Below are 23,296 nucleotides of genomic sequence, written 5' to 3' on the forward strand. Positions count from 1 at the left end.
AGGTCTCTCATGGCGGTTCCGATCAGGACCGCGGTCGCCGCGCTCTGCGCCGGGCTGGCGGCCACACTCCTCACCACCGCTCCCGCACGGGCGGAGCAGGACGTCAACTCCTCCGACCGCGTCTGGTCCCTGTCCGCGGCAGCCCACGCACCGCGCGCGCGGATATCCCTGGACGACACCACCGGCACGCTGAGCCTCGCGGTGTCCCGCGGCGGCCGTACGGTCGTCGAACCGTCCCCCGTCGGCATCGTCACCGAACAGGCCGACCTCTCCCAGGGCCTGCGCTTCCTGCACCGCAAGGACCGGCTGATCGACGAGCGGTACCGGACGAAGTCCGGCAAGCGGCTGGACCGCCGGGTCCGCATGAACGAATCCCGTCTGTCGTTCGCCACCTCGGCCGGTGCCCGGCTCGACCTCGTCGTCCGCGCCTCCGCCGACGGCGTCGCCTACCGGTACGTCCTGCCCACCGGGTACGGCGACGTGCTCGGCGAGACCTCCGCGTTCAACCTGCCGCCGGACGCGAGCGCCTGGCTCGGCACCTACCGGGCCGACAACGAGGGCCAGTTCGTCCAGTACACCGCCGCGACCGCGCCGACCGGCGAGTACTCGGACCAGGCACTGTTCGCGACCGACGGCGGCTACACCCTGCTCGCCGAGTCCGACCTCACCGGCGCGTACTCCGGTGCCAGGCTCGCCCACGACCAGGGCACCGGCACCTACCGGGTCAAGCTCGCGGACGACCGGGTCCGCACCGACGGCCGCCTCGCCACCCCGTGGCGGGCCATGGTCACCGGTGACCTCGCCACCGTCACCCGGTCCACCTTCACCGACGACCTCGCCCCCGCCTCCAAGATCGCCGATCCTTCGTGGATCCGGCCCGGCACGGTGCTGTGGACCTGGCTCGCCGGTGGCCGCCCAGCCGGCCAGAGCCTCGCCGCCCAGAAGGCCTACGTCGACTACGCCGCCGAGCGGCACTGGCCCTACGAGGCCGTCGACGCCGGCTGGTACTTCAAGGCCGACGAGTGGGACACCACCGACCCCGACTGGCAGACCAACAGCTGGATGCCCGAGCTCGTCGACTACGCGCGCGCCAAAGGCGTCGGCATCATCGTCTGGATCCACCAGCGCGACCTCGACACAGCCGAGGAACGCGCCCAGTGGCTGCCCACCCTGGAACGCTGGGGCGTGAAGGGCGTCAAGATCGACTTCATGGACTCCGAGGCGCAGCCCATGCTGCAGTGGTATGACACCATCCTCAAGGAGACCGCCGCCCACCACCTCATGGTCAACTTCCACGGCTCGACGATCCCCAAGGGCATCCAGCGCACCTGGCCGCAGGTCATGACCCTGGAGGGCGTGGCCGGCGAGGAGAAGCGCACCAACACCGCCGCTCACCTCACCACCCTGCCCTTCACCCGCAACGTCATCGGCTCCATGGACTTCACCCCCGGCGCCTTCCAGCGCGTCGGCCTGCGCCCCAACTCCGACGCGGCCGAGACCGGACTCGCCGTCGCCTACGAGTCGGGCCTGCAGATGTTCGCGGGCAGCCCCGAGTCGTACGACGCCCGCCCGCTCGCCCGGGCCTTCTACGACCAGCTCCCCGCGGCCTGGGACGACACCCGGCTGCTGGCTGGGCAACCGGGCCAGGAGGCCGTACTCGCCCGTCGCAGCGGCGACCGCTGGTTCCTGGGCGGGGTGTACGCCGGCGCTGCCCGCTCGGCCGACGTACCGCTGACCATCGGCCCCGGACGGTGGCTGGTCGAGACGATCCGGGACGGCACCGACGGCCTCGTCCAGGACCGACAGGTCGTGAGCGGCGGTGACAGGCTGAGCGTCGATGTCGTCACCAACGGCGGTTTCGCCGGGATCGCGTGTCCCTGGTCCCCGGGCATCACCACCTGCTACCGCTGAGGCCCGGGAGGACTTGCCGCGCTGCGCGTTCATGTGCGTGAACATCACTCACATGGGTGTGCAGCGCCGGGTCTGCTGTGCAAAGCTCGGTCAACTCCTTTCTCCCGTCGCCCAGTTGGAGGGACGCGCATGAGTGTTTCCCGGCGTACTGTGCTGGCCACGGCGGCCGGTGCCGCAGCGGTATGTGCTTCCCCGACACCAGCTGCGGGCGCCGTCGACGCTCGGACACCGGCACCGACCCTGCGCACGCTCCGTGCGGCGGCCGACTATGCGGTCGAGAAGATCCGCGCCGTCGCGCCGGGCGTCAACGGTTTCCCCGTCGGGACGAGATTCGAGAAGTGGGTCTACTCGCAGGGCGGCGACTGGGTCGGCGGATTCTGGCCCGGAACACTGTGGATGGCCTGGCTCTACAGCAAGGATGAAGCCTTTCGCGCGTGGGCGCCGGCGTCGGCGCAGAAGCTGGCTCCGCGTCAGTACGACACCGGCACCCACGACCTCGGTTTCCTCTTCTACCCGTCGTGGGTCACCGCCTGGCGGCTGACGGGCGAGGACGCCTGGCGGACCGGCGCCCTGCAAGCCGCCGACTCCCTCATCCAGCGCTACAACCCGCGCGGACGCTTCATCCGGGCGTGGGGCCCACTGACCGATCAGAAGAACGCGGGCCGGGTCATCATCGACACGATGATGAATCTCGACCTGCTGGCGTTCGCGAGCCGGCAGACCGGCGACGCGAAGTACCTGGACATAGCCGTCGAGCACACGAAGACCACCCAGCGGGTGTTCCCGCGCACCGACGGATCGACCCCGCACGTGTTCGACTTCGACCCGGACAGCGGTGCGCCGATCGGCCCGAACACCGTGCAGGGCTACAGCCCCACATCCTGCTGGTCGCGCGGACAGGCCTGGGGAATCTACGGATTCACCACCATGTACCGCCGGACCGGAAACCCGGAGTTCCTGGCCACAGCGCGCAAGCTCGCCGACTTCGCGGTGCGAGCCCTGACTCCGGACCACGTTCCGGTGTGGGACTACCGTGCGCCGCAGCAGCCTCACGACATCAAGGATGCCTCGGCCGGAGCGATCATGGCATGCGGTCTGCTCGACCTGTCCACGGCCACCGGCAGCCGCTCCTATCGTGAGGTGGCGCTGCGGCTGCTCGCCGCGTTGTCGCAGACCTGCCTCACGAGGAACTCGGCCCGCGCGGAGGCGGTCGTGGCGCGCTGTACCCGGAACCGGCCGGCCGAGGACGGCATCGAGATCTCCCTTCCGTACGCCGACTACTACCTGCTCGAAGGAATCCTGCGCGTGCTGCAGCCGGAGGATGTGGACCGGGCGATCGACCTGTCCGCACTCTGACCGGCTGACCGGCTGACCGGCTGACCGTCGCCAACCGCCGGCCCGGGAGCGCTGGGGTCCATCAGCCCGCGATGGAGTCCAGTTGCTCCGCTGCCGGGCGCAGCGCCCACAGGTCGCCGCCGGGCGGCGCCTCCAGTACCGGAACGGCTCTTCGCGCTCGCGTGTCTCCGGCGTCGGCGGCCGCGTGTACGACGTCAGTCGCCGCGTAGCGGTGGAAGGCGAGCTCCGGATGCGGCCAGGCCGCGGCCGCCGTGGCGGCGGGCAGCAGATACTCCACCGCCTTGAACAGGCTTTGCCCGTCCGGGCCCCGGTACGCCCACAGATTCACGCCGACGTGCCGGCCGATGGCCGCGAGCCGGGTGTGGGCGACCAGCGTGAAGGTCGAGTAGTGCCAACTGCGGGTCCGGGACAGTTCCTGCGGCTGGCTGCCGTCGGACGCGATCTGCGGCGCGATGCGCTTGCTCGCGGCGTCCAGGACCGTTCGGCGGGCGAGGCTCCGGTCGCCGGTCGCGTGGGCGAGGGCGGCGAGCTGCATGTCGTAGAAGGTGCCGTGGTTGTTGGTGGCGGCGGCCTCCTGCTTGCCGAAGTCGCTGTTCTTGAGCCAGCTGAGGAAGTCGGTGTTCCACTTCGCCATGCCGGTGCGGTCCTTCTCGGTCCAGGACGGGGCACCGGTGTCCAGAAGGGCGAGCGCGTCCAGGACGCTGGTGTACGACTGTGAGAAGTCGATGATGCCGATGGCGCGACCGTCGTACTTGCACGGAATGAACTGGGCGTGGTTCAGGTTCGAGTTCATCCGCGTGGCCGGATCGAGGAACCAGGTGCGCAGTACCTGCCCGGCCTTCCTGGCGTACCGCTGCTCGCCGGTGTAGTACCAGGCGAGAGAGAGGTCGTAGGCGGAGTCGAAGGTCTTCTCCACGTCCTGGCGGTCGGTACCGGAGTCGACCTCTGGGTTCCGCTCGCCGTCGCGCTGCACGTACGGGCAGCCCCACGGGTTCTCCGGGGTCGGGCGCTGAGTGGGCCACCAGTACGGAGCCTGGCTGAGGTAGTCGTGGACGTCGCCGCCGGGTGCGGGTCTGGGTTTGTCGACGACCGTCCAGGGGCCCTGGCCGAGCCACCTGTCGGCGCGAGCCGTCAACGCCGTGACCGCTCGCCGCAGGTGCGGGTCGCCGAGATCGAGGCGCATCTTGGTCTGCTGCAGACGCTTGCCGTCCAGGACGGACGTGTGCGGGGCCTTGGGCGCGGGATGTGCCGTCACTCGCGCCGAGGCGGTGGGGACGGCGACGGCGGTGAACGCGGTCACGGCCGCCAAGAGGACGCCCAGGCATGGTCTTGCGCGCATCAATCCACTCCGTTCATGCAGGTGAACGCACGGCTTGGTGACCTCCGTGCTCAGGGGCGGGCCGAGGAGACGGGCAGCTGAACGGCGGGTTCTTCGTCCACCACCGCGCGCTACAGCTCGCGCTGCGCCTCGTACAGGTTCCGCGGCCGGACCGCATGAGGGCTGCCGTACAGTTCCAGGCGCGTGTGCAGGTCGCCCGTGAAATCGGGGACGTCGATCTGGTCGAACTCCCTGACCTCGTCGATGCCGACGGTGGCGGAGTACGGCGCCAGGCCGTCGATCTTGACCAGGCCGGCGCGGCTGTTGGTCACGCGGATGTTCCAGTGCGTGAAACGGGCGCCGAACAACGGGCCGGCGCTCGCGTCACCGCCGTGGCGGCCGTTGTTGTTCACGGTGATGTCGGTGCGGACATTGGCGAAGGGCAGGCCTCGGTGGCTGTCGAAGGTGCCCATCCGCATGTCGCCGCGCGACCACACGTTGTACGAGGACAGTCCCTCGACATTGATGCCGTGCAGTTGGGTGTTCGGCGGTACGGGGCTGGTGCGCTCCTCGATCGTGAAGTCCTCGATGAGGTTGTCGTGCGACCCTTCGCGGCAGTAGTAGGGGTGATGGGAGCCGCGGCCCGTCACGCGTGTGCGGCGCAAGGTGCACGCGGAGGCGGCCACGAGACCGAAGCCGTTGTCGGCGTGGCGGACTGTCACGTCGTCCACCCAGCAGTCGTACGCGCACTGCAGGACGATCCCGTTGTGGCCCTGGTCCAGCAGGTGTGGCTGCTGCGGGGTCTCCACCGCCTCCAGGGTGAGGCCCTCGACGCCCGAGCCCGTCAACGCGGGTACGTGGGTGGTCAGTTGCGGACTCCACTCGGGGCGTGCGTCGAGCGGGAGCGGGCGTTCCAGGGTGACCTTCCGGCCGTGGACCCGGGCGATACGGACGGGCCATTCGTACGGGACGTACGAGGTCAGTTTCGTCTTGTCGTCCCAGACGTAGGCCTCCGGTCCCGGGCCGCCGCCGCACATGTGCTGGAGGAGGGTGTGGTCCGTGTCGTCGGTGAGCCGAAGGAGGACCAGGGTGCCGGGGCGCAGCGAGGACGGATCCGTGACCGTGATCGTCCAGGTTCCCTGCCGGGCCGGGGCAACCGTGGTGAGGGTCCGCCACTCGTCGCGCCGGTTGCCCGTCCAGCCCTCGAAGGGCCACGCCTTTGCCCTGATCGCGGTGACGAGAGAGTGCCAACGGGCCCTGGGGGCCAGCCAGATCAGGCCGCCCGCCCACGACCAGGCCGACTTGTCGCCGCCGTAGCGGGAGCCGTACACGCCGATCAGCTCGGTGAGGTTTTTCGCCGCGTAGAGCGTCGTACGGCCGCTGCCGGCGCCCCGGAGGACCACGTTCGAGCGGTCCACACGGATCACGTCGTCGATCCGGAACGTGCCGGGCGGGATGGTGACCGTGCCACCGCCGGCCCGGCCGGCAGCGGCGACGGCACGGTTGATCGCGGGGGCGGAGTCGGTCGTGCCGTCTGCCACGGCGCCGAAGTCGCGTACGTCGGCGACGACGGGACGGCGGGGCAGGCGCACCGCGCCGCCGTGGCAACCGGCTCGTCCCACGTAGGGGATCTGCGGATGAGTGAAGGGTGTGTGCCTGAACTCCCGCCACAGGACCGGGGTGTCGGGCGACGCGGCACCTGCGTCCGCTGCCACCGCGGTGCCGGCGCCCCCGGCCGCCACGGCGACAGCGCTTCCCAACAGGGCTCGCCTAGTCATGCTCATGACATTCCGGTCGCCCATGGCGACCGCGTGCACGTGCCTCATGTCCGTACGCCCTTCCATGTGACTTCATGGATGTGAACGACGTTCAGGTGTGCGTTGAGCGGTGAGCATGCCACGACACCCTTGAGGGCGAAAGAGGTTGTGCAGGGTTTATTGGTGTGGACCTTGAGGGTCCGGTTGGCCCCGCCCAGGTCAGATGAGTGAACGCGTGCGGCCGCATCCCCGCCCGCGTCACGGCTGCACGGCGGTCGTCAGGGCCGGGAAGCCCGTACCGCGCCCGCGCGCAGATGTGTGCGCGGGCGCCGGTACGGGGGGTGTTGCCGGGGAGGCTACAGGCCGTCACGCACCATGGCCGAGACGATCTGGACGTGGCGGTCGGCCGCCGTGTTCGAGAACTCGTTGTCGTAGTTCAGGCCGTAGGGCCAGAAGTGCCCACCGCCGGTGGAGAGCGTGGCGCCCGATCCGTCGAACTGCTTGACGAGCGCGGTGGCCTGGGCGCCGCGCCAGGTGCCTCCGGCGGCGAGAGTGGACCAGCCCGCGCTCGTGCCGACCCCAATGGTGTGGGCGATCTCGTGCAGCGCGGTCCGCTCGGTCATGTAGCTCCGGTTGCCGAAGCGGATGGTTCCGTTGATGTTGCCGTCGGCGGTGGGCACGCCCGGGTCGTACCGGACGGTGATGCTCTTGCCCAGGTCGCTGAGGTTGTTGTAGCGGGCCACGGCGGCGTTCATGGCGGCTGTGATGAGGTCGTAGGCCGCTCGCTGGTCGGCGGTGGGGTTGGTGGCTCGTTCGAGGTTCCAGGTGATCGTGGCCGCGGCCACGCGTGACTGGGATGCGGATGCGGATGCGGATGCGGGTGCGGACGGCGGCGCGGCCTGGGCGATGCCAGGGCCGGCCAGTAGGGCGGCTGCCAGTGCGGCCACGATCGCCTTGCGGCGCCAGGTCGGAGTCGGTCCCTCAGTGGGGTGGGGAGATCGGCGTGGGCGCATGCGGGTCCTCCTGTGGGGGGTGGGTCGTCGAACGTGGGGTTGACGGTGAAGACGCACCGGCCGAGTTCCCGCAGGCAACTGCCCTCCGTAGAGGCCCTTTTCTGCTCGCGCCTTCCTCATCTGCCCATAGTGGTGCCGCTGTTGGACGCGGCGGTCTCCTCCAGTGGGAAGTGGCAGGCTGCCGTGTGAGAGGTCGTTGCGAGCGGAAACGCGGCACTGGGGGAGGTTTCGGCGCAGATGTCCTCCGCACGCCAGCACCGGGTCCGGAACCGGCATCCGGACGGCGGGTCGGCCGGTGAGGGGATCTCGCCGGTGAGGACGATGCGCTCCCGCTTCGCCTTGCCACCGCCGGCCGCCAAGGAGGGTGCCGCCGACAGGAGGGCGGCCGTGTACGGGTGGTACGGGCGCTCGAAGACCTCCTCCGCCGGGCCCGACTCGACGATCCTGCCCAGGTACATCACGGCGACGCGGTCGGCCACGTGCCGCACCACGGACAGGTCGTGCGAGATGAACAGGTACGACAGCCCCAACTCGTCCCGCAGGTCGCCGAGCAGGTTGAGAACCTGTGCCTGCACCGACAGGTCCAGCGCGGAGACCGGCTCGTCGCAGACGATGACCTCGGGCTCCAGCGCGAGCGCGCGGGCGATGCCGATCCGCTGCCGCTGACCACCCGAGAACTCCTGCGGGTAACGGCGGGCGTCGGACGCGCGCAGCCCGACCATCTCCAGCAACTCGCCCACGCGTGCCGCCCGTTGGGAAGCGGGCACGAGGTCCCGGTGGGTGAGCCACGGCTCGCCGATCAGATCCGCCGCACACAGCCGGGGGTTGAGCGAGCCGAACGGGTCCTGGAAGACCATCTGGACCTTGCGACGCCAGGCGAGCAGGCGCGCGCCGGACAAGGTGAAGGGATCGACCCCGTCGAAGCGAACGGTTCCTTCGTCGGGGCGCTCCAGCATCAGCAGGATCCTGGCCAGCGTGGACTTTCCGCAGCCGGACTCGCCGACCAGGCCGAGCGTCTCGCCGCGGCCCAGGCTCAGATCCACCCCGTCGACCGCGCGCATCCTCGTACTGCCCTTCGCGGTGCGCGGTACCGCGAAGCTCTTGACCAGGCCGGTGGCCTCCAGCAGCGTCCCCGGCTCAGGCATCGGCGAGTTCCTTCCCGAAATGACAGGCGGCGGCACGGTCGGCCCCGGTCGCGATCAGTGTCGGCCGGTGCGTGGCGCACACCTCGCGGGCCATCGGACAGCGCGTACGGAAGGCACAACCGGTGGGCACGGAACGGGGATCGGGCGGACTCCCGGGAATCGAGCTCAGCCGGGCGCCCTTGTGCTGCTCGGCCGGCACCGACTCCAACAGCCCTCGGGTGTACGGGTGGTTGGGCTTGCCGAACACCGTGGCCACGGGGCCCGTCTCGACGACCGTACCCGCGTACATGACCGCGACCCGGTCCGCATGATCGGAGACGAGCCCCAGGTCGTGGGTGATGAGCACGAGCGCCATCCGCTGCTCGCCGCGCAGTTCGCCGAGGAGATCCATGATCTGGGCCTGCACGGTGACATCGAGTGCCGTCGTGGGCTCGTCGGCCAGCAGAACCTTCGGGCGCAGCGCGACCGCCATGGCGATCAGCAGCCGTTGCCGCATACCTCCGGAGAACTGGTGCGGGTAGGCGCCTGCCCGCGAGTGGGCCTCCGGGATGCCGACCCGCTCCATCAGGTCCACCGCCTTGGCCCGCGCGGCGCGACGGGACAGCCTCTCGTGGATACGGAACGGTTCGGCGAGCTGCGCGCCCACCGTGTGAACGGGGTTGAGCGCGCTGAGGGCGTCCTGGAAGACGATGCCCAGGCCGGGGCCGGCGAGCCTGCGCCTGGACCTGCCCGAGAGGGCGAGCAGGTCGTCGCCGTCCAACCGGGCCTGTCCGCCCACGACTTCCGCGGCGGGATCGAGCAGACCGGCGACGGCGTGCGCGGTCATGCTCTTGCCGCATCCGGACTCGCCCAGCAGGGCCAGCGTTTCGCCGGAGCGCACGGAGAAGCTCACGCCGCGCACCACGGCGGCCGGGCCGGCCGGGGTGTGGATGTCGACGCAGAGGCCTTCCACGACCAGGGCGTCGGGCTCCGGCCGCGCGCTTGCGGGAACCGGCGCGGTGGTGCCGTGCCCGAGGGCCGGGCCGGGTCCGGTGGAGTCATGCCCGTCATGCCCGTCATGCCCGTCATGACCGACGATCCGGCCGGGCGCAGCGGTGTCGTGCTCGACGGCGCGCGTCGAGGCGGCTGCCTCGCGCTCGTCCACCGGGACCGACGCTTTCGCGCCGCGGTCGGCCGCCGCACGGCGGCGCAGCATGCGCCGACGGCCCGGCAGACCGTGCCGCCACCGCTGCCCCGGGTCCGTCGACAACCGGGCCCAGGCCGCGAGGACGGTCGCCGACACGGTGGTGACGACGATGGCGAGACCGGGAAAGACCGCGATCCACCAGGCGCTGCTCAACTCCTGCCGTCCTTGAGCCACCATCAGTCCCCAGCTCACGTCCGGCGGCTGGATGCCGATCCCCAGGAAGCTGAGCGACGACTCGGTCAGCATCACGAAGCAGAAGTCGAGGGCCGCGACGGTGAGCAGGGTGGGCAGGACCGTGGGAGCGACGTGGCGTCGGATGGACGCCCAGCTGCCGGTGCCGAAGGTGCGGGCCGCGTCCATGAACAGCCGGCTGCGTAGCTCGGCGGATTCCGCTCGCGCGGTGCGCAGATAGACGGGGATCCGGGCGACGGACAGGACCAGCACGATGGCGGCGGCGCTCGGCGCGAAGACGTAGAGCACCACGACGGCCAGCAGCAGGGACGGGAAGCTGAGGATGACGTCGGCGATCCGCAGCGACACGTTCTCGCGCCAACCGCCGTGAAAACCCGCCCACATGCCCCAGATCGAACCGACGACCAGTGAGCACAGCACCGCGGGCACGGCCACCGACATCGTCGTGCCGGCCGCCGCTATCAGCCGTGCGGCGACGGGCCGCCCCAGGGAATCGCTGCCCAGTACATAGGCCCAGCCGTGGTCGAGGCTGAAAGGCGGCCGGCCCGGATCACGCAGGTTCTGACGCGTCGCCAGATCCCCGACCAGGAGGGGGCCCAGTACGGCGCACACCGCGACCGCGACCAGCACCAGCGCCGCCGCGAAGGCGAACCGGTCCTGGAGCAGCAGAGCGGGCCATCTGGGACGTGACGCCTGCTTGTCCGGCTTCAGGTCCGAGGCCTGCTTGTCCGGCTTCAGGCCGGGCTCGTTGTCCTGGCCGCTGTTCGGCTCCGTCCGGAGCATGTCGCCTCCTTGACTCACGCCGCCGCCCGCAGTCGCACACGTGGGTCGAGGAGCGCGTGGCAGATGTCCACCAGGATGTTGAGCGCGAAGATCACCAGAGCGGTCACCAGCACAGCCGCCTGCAGGACCGCGAAGTCGCGCTGCAGCACCGAGTCGATCATGAGCTTGCCGATGCCCGGCCAGCCGAAGATCGTCTCGACGACGACCGCGCCGTTGACGAGACCTACGGCGAGGTCACCGGCAACCGTGAGCACCGGCGCCGCGGCGTTGCGCAGGGCGTGTCCGAAGACCACTCTTCCCTCGCTGGCGCCCTTGCTGCGCGCCACTTTGACGTAAGGGGCCGACAGCGCGGACACCATGGCGCCACGGACCACCTGGACCAGCACCCCGAACGGCCGGATGAGCAGCGTGGCCACGGGCAGGACCCAGGCCGTCGCGCCGTTCGTGCCGGAGGTGGGCAGCCAGCCCAGCGTCACCGCGAAGACGAGCACCCCCATGATGGCGAACCAGAAGTCGGGGACGCTGGCGGCCGTCGAGGACAGGAAGCTCGCGATCCGGTCGGTCGCCGAGTTGGGACGGTAGGCCGCCAGGCTGCCGATCACCACGGCACCCATGATGGCGAGCAGCATCGTCCACCCGGCCAGTTGGAGGGTGGCGGGGAAGGCCCGCAGCGCCGCCTCGCCGGCCGGCTGGGCGGTGCGCAGCGACTCACCGAAGTCGAGACGGGCGACCTGTGCCACGTAGTCGCCGAACTGGCTGACCAGCGGCTGGTCGAAGCCGTTGCGGGCGGCGAACTCGGCCCTCATCTCGGGTGTCGCACTGAGCGGGAGATACAGATTGGCGGGGTCTCCGGTGAGGCGGGCCAGGAAGAACACCCCGAGGACCACGACCAGCAGGGGGATGACGCTGGAGACCGCGCGGCGGCGCAGCATGATGAACATCGGTCCGCTCCTTCCTCAGTCCGCGCGGCGCATGTCGGCGAGCCGCATCTCGTCGTTGGTCGCCGAGTCCGGCCGGTAGCGGATGTCGGGGGAGAGGGCCAGGATGCCGGTCATGTTGGCCATCACGGCATCGCGTACGACCTCGTCGTTCTGCTGGGCGAAGGCCTCCGCGAACGCCTTCTGCCGCTGGTCGTCGGAGGCCAGTTGGGCCTTCTCGATCGCCGCGTCGAGCGCGGGGGTGCCGTAGCTGCTCTGCGCGCCCTCACTGCCGTAGATCTGTCCCATCGTGAAGGCGGCGTCTCCCGCCTGGTTGCCGTGCTGGGCCTGGAGGAGGGTGGGGCCCTTGCCGTTGGGGAAGGGGCGCAGCAGGTACTCCAGCCAGGCGTTGACGTCGAGCATCTTGATCTCGACCTTCAGTCCGGCCTTGAGCAGGCCGTCCTGCACCACCTCCATGGCCTCGGCGGCCTTCGGGTAGATGCCGTTGCGGCCGATCAGGGTGATGGTGGTGCCGGTCGGTACGCCGTCGGCGCGGGCCTGGGCCACCAGTTCCTTGGCGCGCTCCGGGTCGTACGGCCACGGCCTGATCCGCGGGTTGTACCCGGTGACGCCCTTCGACACCAGCTGCCCGCTGGGGCGGCCCGAGAAGACGGCCGTGACCAGGCCTTCCCTGTCGATGGCGTAGTTGATGGCCCGGCGGATCCGGATGTCGTCGAGAGGTGCCTCGGTGGCGTCGATCCTGAGATACGAGACCTCGTTGGTGGTGAACTCCACCGCACGGTCGCCCGCTCCGTCCTCGGGGGCGAGCCCGATGGCGACATCCGCCTCGCCGTTGGTGACCATGGCCGCGCGCACACTGCCCTCCGCCCGCCACACGTACTTGGCCGCGGCGAATTCGGGGGTCTCGCCCCAGTAGTCGGCGTAGCGCTTGAGCCGCAGAAAGCGGCCCTGGCTCCACTCGTCGACCCGGTACGGCCCGGTCCCGATCGGCTCACGCACCCGGGACCCGGGGTCCGTACTCGTCGGCACCATCTCGACGAAGGACAGGCGTAAGGGGAGGATCGGGTCGGGCTCGGCCGTCCTGACCTCGAGCGTCGCGTCGTCGACGGCGGTGGCGGTGACCTCGCTGTCGCTGAAGATGTATCCGTCGACGTTGCAGTCGATGGCCGAATCGGTGGCGCGCTTGATCGAGAACGCGGCCGCGGCGGCCGTGAAGGGCGAACCGTCATGGAAGGTGACGCCCTCGCGGATCGTGAAGGTCCAGGAAGTGGCGGAGGCTCGTGCCCACTTGACGGCCAAGGCCGGCTCCAGCCGACCGGTGGAGGGATCGCGCTCCGTGAGGGCCTCCGTGATGTTGGCGCGGGTCACTCGTCCGGTCGCGGTGAGCGAGGCGTCACAGGGCTCCAGGGTCGGCGGCTCCTCGGGCAGGACGATGCGCAGGGTGCCGGGACCTTCGCCGATGGGGTCGGCACCGGCGACGGAACAAGCGGAGACGCCCACGAGCGTGAGGGCGGACAGCAACGCGCCCGCGGCGCGTTGTCGGGCGCGAGGGGCGCTCGCACGAGTGGTCACTGAGCCTGAACCGGTCACTGTGCCTCCATGGCCCATGTGCGCTCGCTCGACCGAACCGAGTCGATCACGGACCGTCCATAAGAGAAAACCAGGTTTAGATATGTGGACGACTGACGGCTTGCCATTATGCGGTTGGTGCCGGTGAGTGGGTCAAGGGGTGTGCAGCGGAACTCTGATCTTTGTTCCGGGTCGGTGAGTGTCAGGTCAGCGGGCGCGACCGCACGGCTGTCCATGTCCGTGAATGTGTCCGCCTCTTGCCGGGTCACGCGGCCGGCCGGGGCGCGTACTCCGGCGTGCCTGGCATCTTCCGTATGACTCAACACATCGGATCTCTTCTGGATGTATTGACGACCTGTCGCATCATCTCTACCTTGCGCTCTGGGATAGATCCGATGAATTTCCGTAAGTCGTACGAGCCTCCAGGAGGCGCGATGCCCAGCCCGTCCAGCCGACCGTTCAGCCGTCCGTCCAGACGTACCGTGCTTGCCACCGGCTCCGTGCTCGGCGGGACGCTGCTCGCGGGAGGCCTGCCCACCCCGGCCGGAGCGGCGGACACCGCGCCGGCCGGCTCCGATCCCTGGCGCACCGTCCTCGACGACGCCGACCTGGTCTGGCAGCGGATGCCGAAGACCTGGTACGAGGGCCCGTTCCTGGGCAACGGCTTCCTCGGCTCGGGGATCTACGCCGAACCGGCTGCCGAGGACGGCACCTTCCAAGCCGTCCGCTTCAACGTGCAGCACTCCGAAGTGCAGGACCACCGCCCGCAGTTCGGCTCGCTGTTCGGGCTCGCACGGCTGCCGATCGGCCACTTCACGCTGGAGCCGGTGGGCACGATCACCGGCCTGGACTGGCGGCTCGGCCTGCGCGACGCCGAGCTGACCGGCACGCTCACCACGGACCGGGGCACCCTCACGATCCGCGCCCTGGTGCACACCTCCCGCTCCACGCTGGCCGTCGAGGTGACGCCGAGCCAGGGCGAGCGGGACTTCGGATGGGCGTTCCACCCGGCCGAGGCGGTCAGCCCGCGCGCCGCGTTCCGCCCGCTGCCGCAGGGATACGAGCCCAACCCGCCCGCGGAGACGAGCGAGCACGACGGCATCTCCGCCGCCGTACAGCCGCTCCGGTCCGGCGGGCAGCATGTCACCGCGTGGCGGGAGCGGACGCGCGGTGGAGTGCGGACCCTGTACGCCCATGTCGCGCACTCGTATCCGAAGTCGACGGCACTCGGGCCGGCGCTGGCCGCGGTCCGCGACGCCTCGAAGCTCGCGTACGACGCGCTGGCGGTTTCACACCGTGCCTGGTGGCATGCCTTCTACCGGAAGAGCTTCCTCTCGCTGCCCGACGCGCGCATGCAGCGCTTCTACTGGATCCAGCTGTACAAGACGGCGTCCGCGGCCCGGCGCGACGCACCCGTGATGGCCACCTGCGGGCCCTGGCTGGAGTCGACGCCCTGGCCGGCGACCTGGTGGAACCTGAACGTGCAACTGGAGTACTGGCTCATCCACGCCTCCAACCACCTCGAACTCGACGCCGTCACACGGGCGTTGAGCGAGTTCAGGGACAACCTGACGGCGGAGATGGCGCCCGCGTACCGCGCCGACTCGCTGGGCATCCCGCGCACCACCGATGCCTCGCTGGTCAACGGCGGCGCGACGAGCCCCGTCCTGGGCTACGGCGTCGGCATCCCGGGCCAGGACCCGCCGACTCCCGAGGTCGGCAACCTCACCTGGGCCCTGCACAACGTCTGGCTCAGCTACCGCCACACCATGGACGAGTCGATCCTCCGCGACGTCCTCTTCCCCCTCCTCCGCAAAGCGATCAACTACTACCTGCACTTCCTGGAGCCGGGCGCCGACGGCAAACTGCACCTGCCCGCCACCTTCTCGCCCGAGTACGGGGGCAACTCGCGGGACTGCAACTACGACCTGATGCTGCTCACGTGGGGCTGCCGTACGCTCCTCGAATCCGCCGAACTCCTGCGGATCGACGACGAGTCGGCACCGCGCTGGCGCGAGGTCCTGGCCAGACGGGCCGACTATCCGGCCGACGGCAACGGCTTCATGATCGGCGCGGACATACCCTTCGCCAAGTCGCACCGCCACTACTCGCATCTCCTGGCCGTCTACCCGCTGTACGAACTGACCGGCCGCACGCCCGAGGAGAGGGCGCTGATCGAGAAGTCACTGGCCCACTGGGTGGGCTTCGAAGGCGCCCTCCAGGGCTACACGTTCACCGGCGCCGCCTCGATGTCGGCGCTGCTGGGCAAGGGCGAGGACGCGCTCAGCTACCTGGGCCAGCTGATGACCCGCTTCATCCAGCCCAACACCATGTACCAGGAAACGGGCCCGGTCATCGAGACCCCCCTCTCGGCCGCCCAGTCCCTGCACGACATGGTCTGCCAGTCCTGGGGCGGCATCATCCGTGTCTTCCCCGCGCTGCCGGCTGCCTGGGCGGATCTGACAGTGCACAACTTCCGTACCCAGGGAGCCTTCCTGCTCAGTGCCGTACGCAAGGACGGGGTGACCCGCTGGATCCGGCTGCACAGCGAGGCGGGCGCCCCCTGCGTCGTACGGCATGGCATCACCGGCCCGATCGAGGTACGGGACGGCACGGGACGCCGGTTGCGGTACGCGTCCGTGGGCGACGGTGCGATCCAAGTCGCCCTGCGCAAGGGGGAGTCGGCGCTCATCACCGCCAGGGGCGACCGTCCCGACCTGAGGATCACGCCTGTCGAGCCGAACGAAGAGGCACCGCGCTGGGGGCTGCCCGGCTGACCACCATGGCCGTCTGCTGTCGTCCTTGTCCGTGACCGCCACGATGTACTTGCCCGGCGCCAGACAGGTGACGGTGCCGGTCGTGAACGAGCCGCTGACGCCTTTGGAGTCCTTGGGATCCTTGGAGTCCTTGGAGTCCGCCGCGGTCTCCGCGACAGCGGCCGAGTCCTTCGCGGCTTCGTCGGAGGAACTGCCACCAGCGGTGTGGTCCGGACATCCATCCACGCGACATGCACCAGCGTGCTTGCGGGCTGAGGAGGCGGTGGCACAGTGGTCTGTATGTGCGGTCGCTACGCCTCCACTCGCAGCCCCGAGGACCTGGTCCAGCTCTTCCAGGTCACCGACTGGCGTGCCGAGGAGGCACTGGCGCCGAACTGGAACGTCGCCCCGACCGACAACGTGTGGGCTGTCCTCGAGCGCGTCCCACGCGAGAAGGACGATGCCGAAGCGGCGGAGCGTGAGCTGCGGCCGCTGCGCTGGGGCCTGGTGCCCTCCTGGGCGAAAGACCTGAAGATCGGCGCGCGGATGATCAACGCGCGAGTCGAGACCGTGCACGAGAAACCCGCCTTCCGCCGCGCATTCGCCCGCCGCCGTTGCCTGCTGCCGGCCGACGGTTTCTACGAGTGGGAGGAGGCCAAGGACCCCGCCACCGGCAAGACCCGCAAACAGCCGTACTTCATCCATCCAGAGGACGAGCAGGTCATGGCGCTCGCCGGCCTGTACGAGTACTGGCGCAACCCGGAGATCCAGCGGGACGACGACCCTGCCGCCTGGCTGGTGACCTGCACCATCCTCACCACCGAGGCCACCGACGCGGCCGGCCGAGTCCACCCCCGCATGCCGCTCGCCCTCCCACCGGACCACTACGACGCGTGGCTCGACCCCCACCACCAGGACCCGGACGACCTGCGCGCCCTGCTCACTCAGCCCGCCGACGGCCACCTGGACGCCCGGCCGGTCTCCCCATCCGTCAACAACGTCCGCAACAACGGCCCTCACCTCCTGGACGAGATCGCCGTGTAGGTGTGCAGCGGTCCGCCCGTCCAGGAATAGCCGCAGGCCCGCCCCGCGTTGCCGCGAGCATGACGACGAACGCGCCGCGACCCGAGGTACTGCGCTACACCGCCTTCTCCAGTGCCCCCGACGGCGGAAACCCCGCCGGCGTCGTTCTGGACGCCACCGCCCTGGACGACAGCGACATGCTGGCCATCGCCGCCGAGCTCGGATACTCGGAGTCCGCGTTCCTGACCGCGCCCCCGGAAGGCCTCGGCGGCCAGGAGGGGCGCGCGTACAGCATCCGCTACTTCAGTCCCAAGGCCGAGGTGCCGTTCTGCGGGCACGCCACCGTCGCGACCGCCGTCGCGCTCGCCGAGCGGATGGGCCCGGGCGAGCTGGTGTTCGCGACGCGGGCCGGCACCGTGCCGGTGGAGGTGACCGAGGAAGGCGGGACCGTCAGGGCCACGCTCACCAGCGTGGAGCCGCACATCGAGGAGATCGCCGACGCCGACCTCGCGGAGGCCCTCGCCGCGCTCGGCTGGCCGGCCACCGATCTCGACCCGGCCTTCCCGCCCCGTATCGCGTTCGCCGGCGCCCGCCATCTCGTTCTCGCGGCGGCGACACGTGCCCGCCTCGCAGATCTCGCGTACGACTTCCCGCGCCTCGAAGCTCTGATGCACCGCTTGGACCTGACCACGGTCCAGCTGGTGTGGCGGGAGTCGGCCACCGTCTTCCATGTCCGTGACCCGTTCCCCGTCGGCGGCGTCGTCGAGGACCCGGCGACCGGGGCCGCGGCCGCCGCGTTCGGCGCGTACGCCCGTGAGTTCGGCCTGGTCCCCGAGGATGCCGTCCTCACCCTGCACCAGGGCGAGGATCTGGGACGCCCTGGCGAACTCACGGTGACGCTCCGCGCGGGTGACCGGCGCGTCCGTGTCGGCGGCGCAGGAGCCCGCATCGGCTAAGGCGCCGGCCATGCCGGTCACTTCGCCGCTGCGCGCCCAGTCCCCCAACCGCTCAATCCACCCGGCACGGCGCAACTCGGCCACCCTCATCGAGACCGGCACCGAGTCCGATCGCCTGGCTCGCTCCATGTCGGCAGCGCGGAAGACGATGCCGTCTCGACACGCACACGAGGGTCCGAACCGCCTCCCGCTATTGCCGCGCGATGGCTTTGAGCCAGTCCTCGACTGTGAGGACATCTGCCCACTGCGGGAAGAGCTTTTCGATGAGCATCGTGTGCACCTCGGGGTCGGTGTCGAGGCAGGCATTGCCAGGACGGTGAGGCCGAAGTCCGGGTCGATGGCGTGCCACAGGGTGGACAGCACTACAGCGCTGGTGGCAATGCCGGTGAGAACAAGGCTGTCGATGTCGCGAGCCCTGAGTACCAGGTCGAGGTCGCTGCCCGAGAACGCGCTCCCACGCCTCTTGGTAACCACGACGTCACCCTGGCCGTAACCCGATCACCACGTAGATCACGGGGATGCCGGCAGCCCGGGCACCGTCGATCGCCCTGCGCAAGCGCGGCAGATATCTCCGTGTCCGTTCTCAGCCCTTGAGGCGTCGCGACTGCCGCAACACCGGTGGCGAGCCCGCCACACGCACTGGAAAACCAGGTGCGTACGACGGGCAGTCCACCTAGGCCCTGTCTGGAATTCGAATCACGAGTGTGGTGCGATGCTGCGGAGCCAGAGCATCGCACCACACAGGTGCAGTCCGGCCTCGTAGCTCTCCGGGGTCTTGTCGTACCGGGTAGCGATACCGCGCCAGTTCCGCAGCCGGTTGATGCACCGTTCCACGGTGTTGCGCTCTTTGTAGAGTGTCGCGTCGTGCGAGACTGGCCGCCCGCCGGCCCTGCCACGCTTCTTGCGGTTCGCAGCCTGGTCGGCCTTCTCCGGGATCACGGCTCGGATCCCGCGTTGTCGCAGGTAGCGGCGGTTGCGTCGGGACGAGTACGCCTTGTCCGCGGCCACTGCATCCGGCCGGGTCCGCGGGCGCCCGACCGGGCCGCGCACTTTCACCCGTTCCAGGACCGGGGCGAACTGCGGACTGTCGCCGGCCTGCCCGGGCGTGAGGACGAACGCAAGCGGGCGACAGCGTCGGTCGGCCGCCACTTGGATCTTGCTCGTCAGTCCGCCCCGGGAACGCCCCAGCTCGGCGGCTTTCAAGCGGGCCCGGTGTCGTCGGTGGACCCGTCGCCGCTCGACGCGCGCCTCGTCCTCGGCCTGTCCGTCCTGCGTTCTTTGCTCCTTGTCCTCGCCCCCTTTTCGGCCTCGACGGCCATTTCCAAGGCCGCCAACTGCTCGGGGTCCAGGGCCATCCCGGCGGCGTGGTGGTGGGCCCGGGCGGTCGCAGAGTCCACGCTGACCAGGCCCAGATCAGCCTGGCCGCGGGCAGCGGCCTCGGCGATCACTGTGTGCATCAGGTCCTGGAAGACGCCACGCGTCGCCCAGATCCGGAAGCGGTCGTACGCGCTCTGCCAGGGCCCGAACTCGGTCGGCAGGTCACGCCAGGGGCTACCGGTCCGGAACCGCCACATCACCGCGTTGAAATGTTTCCGCAGGTCGGGGATGGGCCCAACCGCGGCAATCGGGAGATGGGGCTCGATCAGGGCCCACTGCTCATCGGTGAGATCGCCTCGCGCCATGACTGACGGCCTATCAAGACCGAGCCCCCGCGCGCAGGCGATCTACCGAACTCCTGATCCGAGCTCCAGACAGGACCTAGCGTGCAGGGCATGCGCGTTGTTTTCACCAAGGGGCCCGGTACGAGTTACGACATCGCCGTGCACCGCGAGACCGGTGCCGCGCTCGCCCCGCGCAACGGGCCCGGGGGGCATCCGTATCTTCCTCATGACTTGGTGCACTTCCTCGTCGAGGCGGAGGCGGGCATCGAGCTCGGGGTCTACGGGCGGCTGGCCGCCGGTGACAACGGCCTGTTCTGGCCCGCCGACCCCGCGGAGCGCGCCAAGGCCGCCCGGCGTCGCAAGTCGAAGCGAGTGCAGTCGTCCCCTCAGGCGAAGGCCGACATGGCCAGGTCGGAGGAGCTGGCGGGCATCGCCGTACCCGTATGGGAGGTGCGGCACGGCCAGGCGCGGGAGCTGCCGGCGTATGTGACGGCGCGGGAGATCCCTTCGGTGGTCGACCGGATCGTGTTCCGGTTCGACGAGTACGCCGACCGCTGGCACACCCTGCCGGTCCGAGGTTCGCTGACCCTGACGTGGTGACGCCGGTTCGGTCCACGGTCGGTGCGCTGCACCGGGCGTAGCTTTCCAGCGGCTCCGCTGATGGCCACCAGGACCTGTAATCGGAACAGCGGCACCGTACGCGCCGGCTCGCGCGTCAACGCGGACTCCTCGTGGCCCGAACCCTGGCTTGGCCGGCGCCTACCCGAACGACCAGTGCTCAGCCCGCGGTCTTGGTTTTGATGAGCGGCGCGTCCCGCGTGAGCTCCCGGAATCCGACGCTGTAGTAAAGGCCGCGCGCCTGGGGATGCCCCGGCGCACCCAGGCAGGCGACCGTCATATGAGTGGCCCCGGCCGCCCGCGCCAGATGCATCCCGTGCAGCAGCATCGCCCTTGCCAGCCGCAGACGCCGGTAGTCCGGATGCGTCCCGACCGGCTCGAACTCAGCGGTCCTGTTCGCTTCGTCGAGCCACATGATCGTCGAGGATGCCATCGTTCCGTCCGGCGCCTCCACCAGGATGTGCAGGTCGCCGCGATACGTCGCCGTCTGCCGGACGCCCTGGTAGGCCTCGGCCGAGTACGTCGAGGGAGCCCAGGCGTCCAGATGGGCCTGGACCGCGGCCTTCGGCCCGGCCTCGTCGGCGGTACGGAACCGGAATCCGTCTGGCAGTACCGGCTGTTCGACGTCGGTGAGGTCCCGCTCGTTGAGCTGGGTCCAGGACCCGGCGTCACCGAGCGAGGCCGGGTCGGTCTCGTAGCCGTGCGCCGCCCATCGCTTCAGGGCGAACTCATCGGCGGCGCTCGGCATCACCGTACGCTCGATGCCCGCCGCCGTACCGTCGTACCAGTCGATCACCTCGTCAACCAGCCCGGCGTGGTCGGGATGGACCTGATACGCGAGATAGGCGCTGGTGACGTCCTTCACCGACCCGTCGCTCCGCCTGACCTGGTGCGGAAGATGGGCCCAGCTCCACGCCACCAGCTCACCGCCGGAGAACCACAGCCGACGCGGCCGGCTCGCGCCGTCGCCGGCGTGCCCCTTGCCCCAGTTCCAGGCCAGCTCGCCGAACGTCGCGTCGCTGTTCACCAGGTCCGGGCGGGTGGCGGTGACACGCTGCGCCAGACCCTGCATGAGCTGCACGTCTGCGGCGGTCAGGAGCTCGACGTTCGCCATGGTGCGCCACTGTGCCAGGACTCCGCGAAGCCGTCGAACCGTTTTCCGGGGGCGCCGATCGCGGCTGTCAGCAGCACAACACGCGAAGCGCTTCGTCGTGGCGGCGGAGCCGATGGCAGAACGGGCGGCCATGTCCCGCGGAGCCCTGGCCGGCCGGGAGTTGGGGGTCGTCGGCTGGGTTTCGTCAGTCGTCTGGAGCGTCTTGGCTGTCGGATCCCGAGAGCCGTCCGGTCCGGCCCGGCTCAGGTTGATACCGCTGGGCTGGGTCGGACCGGAGGTCGGGCTGGGGGTGGGACGGGTGTACAGGACGTGGGCGGGTGGTCGGGGCCGACCTAGGTGCCTACACGGTGCAGTTGCCGTTCGACACCTGGAGACCCTTGCCGGCTCCGGCCGTGCGGCTCACGACGTTCGGCAGGCACGCGGCGGGGTCGAGCGTGTAGCCGTAAGGAATGCTGACCGTGGTGTTGGACTGCGGGTTGGGTCCGGCGGGGTGGTTCTCGGTGCCGGGGCTCGACCAGGTCACGTTGTCGAAGACGTTTCCGCTGACCTGCCAGTAGCCGGCCGCGTCCGTGTAGAAGGTGCCCAGGACGTCCTTGGAGTCCTCGAAGTAGTTGTTGTCCACCTTGGCGCGCGCCCCGGCACGGGAGTTGATGCCGGACTCGTTGAGGTTCACGTAGTGGTTGTTGTAGATGTGGGCCGTTCCGCCGCGCAGCAGGGGCGCGCGGGAGTCGATGTTCTGGTAGAGGTTGTGGTGGTAGGTGATGTACCCGTTCGAGAGGTCGCTCTCGCTGGAGCCGACCAGACCGCCGCGTCCGGAGTTGCGCAGGATGCTGTACGACAGCGTCACGTACTGGGTGTTGTCCTTCATGTCGAAGAGGCCGTCGTACCCTTCCGACTCCCCGCCCGACGCTTCCAGAGTCGTGTGATCGACCCAGACGTTACGCACCCCCCTCTCCATGCCGATGGCGTCACCGCCGTTGGAAGTAGGCGATCCCGACTTCTTCACGTTCTTGACCGTCACGTTCTGGATGATGATGTTGCTGGCCTCACGGAGGTGAATGCCCAGCTGGTCGAAAACGGCTCCGCTGCCCACGCCGACGATCGTGACGTTGCTGATCTGCTTCAGCTCGAGCACTCCGGCGGCGGTGTTGCAGCTCTCGCCCGACACCTTGGCGGTGTTGGCGTGGTTGATGGTGCCCTCGACCTCGATGACGATCGGCGTGCTGCTGCTGGCTCGGCCGCACAGGGCCGCGTGGATCGCGGTTCCCGTGGTGGCCCGCACCGTCTTGCCGCCGGCTCCACCGGTGGTACCACCGTTCTGGGTGGCGTACCCGGTTGCGGAACCGGTCGCCGCGGATGCCTCCGGCATCGACAGCACGACGCCGACGCCGGCCGCGAGTGCCATCGCCGCTGATGCGGCGGAAAGTCGTAGGGCGGCTCTTCTTTGCATGGATGTCTCCTGATTCTTCGTTTGACCTGGCCTTAAGTTGCTGCCGCACATGGCGAAGAATTGTCGGTGAACCGTCAATTCGAACCGAGTGGGCACCCCGTTGCTCCTCGCGTGGCTCGGGGGCCTTTCGTTCGACGGCACGTCGATGTCGCAGGACAGCCCCGTGCCGGATCGCTGGCGGCTCGTGCACAAGTCGCGGCGCCCACCGCGACGGTCGACCTCCTCGGAACGGTCCCCGGCCCCGAGAAAGCGCTTTCTGCTCGGCGACGATAGGGGTCCCGTGGCGACGTGGCAAGGGTCCGGGAAGGCTGAACCGTGGAGAAGGCGAATTGCGTGCTGGTTCGCGTCGCGGTGAGCGCTATGGCGCCACGATCGCGATCCCGGCGCCCCGGTGCCCGGTCGGTACATTGCTTCTGTAAACGATTGTCTTCCGCGCCGGACCGTTTTCGCCGTAACGAAGCTCCCCAGGCGGCACCGGCCTCGGCTTTCCTCCGTGTTTCCATACGTGAACTCGGATGATGTACGTGACTACCGATGTGGCGCTCAGAGG

General features: G+C 69.7%; 16 protein-coding genes and 2 pseudogenes. 6 read left to right on the top strand and 12 right to left on the bottom strand.

Annotated features, from left to right (window positions below; all coding sequences use genetic code 11):
• Window positions 1-9: 9 nt before the first annotated feature.
• Both QFZ76_RS46525 and QFZ76_RS46530 read left to right on the top strand, forming a co-directional pair.
• Window positions 10-1,911 carry a glycoside hydrolase family 97 protein gene (locus QFZ76_RS46525; RefSeq protein WP_307679374.1) on the top strand — a complete coding sequence of 634 codons (1,902 nt, stop codon included), beginning with the start codon at window positions 10-12 and terminating at the stop codon, window positions 1,909-1,911.
• A gap of 129 nt (window positions 1,912-2,040) precedes the next feature.
• Entirely contained in the window at window positions 2,041-3,267 is a 1,227-nt protein-coding gene (locus QFZ76_RS46530; protein ID WP_307679375.1) for a glycoside hydrolase family 88 protein, read from the top strand.
• Window positions 3,268-3,328: 61 nt separating this feature from the next.
• Here the strand turns inward: QFZ76_RS46530 and QFZ76_RS46535 are convergent, their stop codons facing one another.
• The 8 genes and pseudogenes from QFZ76_RS46535 to QFZ76_RS46570 all read right to left on the bottom strand — a co-directional run bounded on the left by QFZ76_RS46535 (window position 3,329) and on the right by QFZ76_RS46570 (window position 13,171).
• The gene (locus QFZ76_RS46535; protein ID WP_307679376.1) at window positions 3,329-4,606 is read right to left on the bottom strand and encodes an alginate lyase family protein; all 1,278 of its coding nucleotides are present in this window, start codon (window positions 4,604-4,606) and stop codon (window positions 3,329-3,331) included.
• A 110-nt stretch (window positions 4,607-4,716) separates the two neighbouring features.
• Window positions 4,717-6,369: a glycosyl hydrolase family 28-related protein gene (locus tag QFZ76_RS46540; protein WP_307680333.1), complete on the bottom strand. Its 1,653-nt coding sequence runs from the start codon at window positions 6,367-6,369 to the stop codon at window positions 4,717-4,719.
• 329 nt (window positions 6,370-6,698) lie between these two features.
• Entirely contained in the window at window positions 6,699-7,355 is a 657-nt protein-coding gene (locus QFZ76_RS46545) for a hypothetical protein (protein WP_307679377.1), read from the bottom strand.
• 116 nt (window positions 7,356-7,471) lie between these two features.
• Window positions 7,472-8,500: an ABC transporter ATP-binding protein gene (locus tag QFZ76_RS46550; RefSeq protein ID WP_307679378.1), complete on the bottom strand. Its 1,029-nt coding sequence runs from the start codon at window positions 8,498-8,500 to the stop codon at window positions 7,472-7,474.
• Window positions 8,493-9,458, bottom strand: coding sequence for an ABC transporter ATP-binding protein (locus QFZ76_RS46555; RefSeq protein WP_307680334.1), 966 nt, complete (start codon window positions 9,456-9,458; stop codon window positions 8,493-8,495). The genes QFZ76_RS46550 and QFZ76_RS46555 overlap by 8 nt, the downstream gene beginning before the upstream one ends.
• A 309-nt stretch (window positions 9,459-9,767) precedes the next feature.
• A pseudogene (locus QFZ76_RS46560) lies at window positions 9,768-10,661 on the bottom strand (ABC transporter permease); the annotation flags it as partial.
• A gap of 14 nt (window positions 10,662-10,675) precedes the next feature.
• Window positions 10,676-11,602, bottom strand: a complete 927-nt coding sequence (locus QFZ76_RS46565) for an ABC transporter permease (RefSeq protein ID WP_307679379.1) — start codon at window positions 11,600-11,602, stop codon at window positions 10,676-10,678.
• A gap of 15 nt (window positions 11,603-11,617) precedes the next feature.
• Window positions 11,618-13,171 (bottom strand): ABC transporter substrate-binding protein, encoded by a 1,554-nt coding sequence (locus QFZ76_RS46570; RefSeq protein WP_307679380.1) that lies wholly within the window; start codon window positions 13,169-13,171, stop codon window positions 11,618-11,620.
• A 431-nt stretch (window positions 13,172-13,602) separates the two neighbouring features.
• Here QFZ76_RS46570 and QFZ76_RS46575 point away from each other — a divergent pair, with 431 nt between their 5' ends.
• From QFZ76_RS46575 to QFZ76_RS46585, 3 genes are all read left to right on the top strand, one after another.
• On the top strand, window positions 13,603-15,945 hold the full coding sequence (locus QFZ76_RS46575) for a glycoside hydrolase family 95-like protein (RefSeq protein ID WP_307679381.1): 2,343 nt from the start codon (window positions 13,603-13,605) through the stop codon (window positions 15,943-15,945).
• Between the two features lie 279 nt (window positions 15,946-16,224).
• Complete coding sequence (locus QFZ76_RS46580) at window positions 16,225-16,968, top strand: SOS response-associated peptidase (protein ID WP_307679382.1); 744 nt, start codon at window positions 16,225-16,227, stop codon at window positions 16,966-16,968.
• Between the two features lie 59 nt (window positions 16,969-17,027).
• On the top strand, window positions 17,028-17,903 hold the full coding sequence (locus QFZ76_RS46585) for a PhzF family phenazine biosynthesis isomerase (protein WP_307679383.1): 876 nt from the start codon (window positions 17,028-17,030) through the stop codon (window positions 17,901-17,903).
• Between the two features lie 190 nt (window positions 17,904-18,093).
• On the opposite strand, the pseudogene QFZ76_RS46590 reads toward QFZ76_RS46585, so the two are convergent.
• Window positions 18,094-18,468: pseudogene (locus QFZ76_RS46590) on the bottom strand (cysteine hydrolase family protein).
• A gap of 131 nt (window positions 18,469-18,599) precedes the next feature.
• Window positions 18,600-19,585 (bottom strand): IS5 family transposase gene (locus QFZ76_RS46595; RefSeq protein WP_373464271.1). Its coding sequence is split into 2 segments (ribosomal slippage): window positions 18,600-19,175 and window positions 19,178-19,585, totalling 984 coding nucleotides; the frame shifts between segments, so codons are not numbered across the junction.
• Between the two features lie 90 nt (window positions 19,586-19,675).
• Between QFZ76_RS46595 and QFZ76_RS46600 the strand changes: the two genes are divergently transcribed.
• Window positions 19,676-20,164, top strand: coding sequence for a hypothetical protein (locus tag QFZ76_RS46600; RefSeq protein ID WP_307679384.1), 489 nt, complete (start codon window positions 19,676-19,678; stop codon window positions 20,162-20,164).
• 178 nt (window positions 20,165-20,342) lie between these two features.
• Here the strand turns inward: QFZ76_RS46600 and QFZ76_RS46605 are convergent, their stop codons facing one another.
• Together QFZ76_RS46605 and QFZ76_RS46610 are read right to left on the bottom strand one after the other, a co-directional pair.
• Window positions 20,343-21,296, bottom strand: a complete 954-nt coding sequence (locus QFZ76_RS46605) for a GNAT family N-acetyltransferase (RefSeq protein ID WP_307680335.1) — start codon at window positions 21,294-21,296, stop codon at window positions 20,343-20,345.
• A gap of 340 nt (window positions 21,297-21,636) precedes the next feature.
• Complete coding sequence (locus QFZ76_RS46610) at window positions 21,637-22,746, bottom strand: polysaccharide lyase family 1 protein (protein ID WP_373464463.1); 1,110 nt, start codon at window positions 22,744-22,746, stop codon at window positions 21,637-21,639.
• Between the last annotated feature and the right edge of the window lie 550 nt (window positions 22,747-23,296).

Origin of the sequence: Streptomyces sp. V4I2, from assembly GCF_030817655.1 — a bacterium.
Lineage (GTDB): Bacteria > Actinomycetota > Actinomycetes > Streptomycetales > Streptomycetaceae > Streptomyces > Streptomyces plumbiresistens.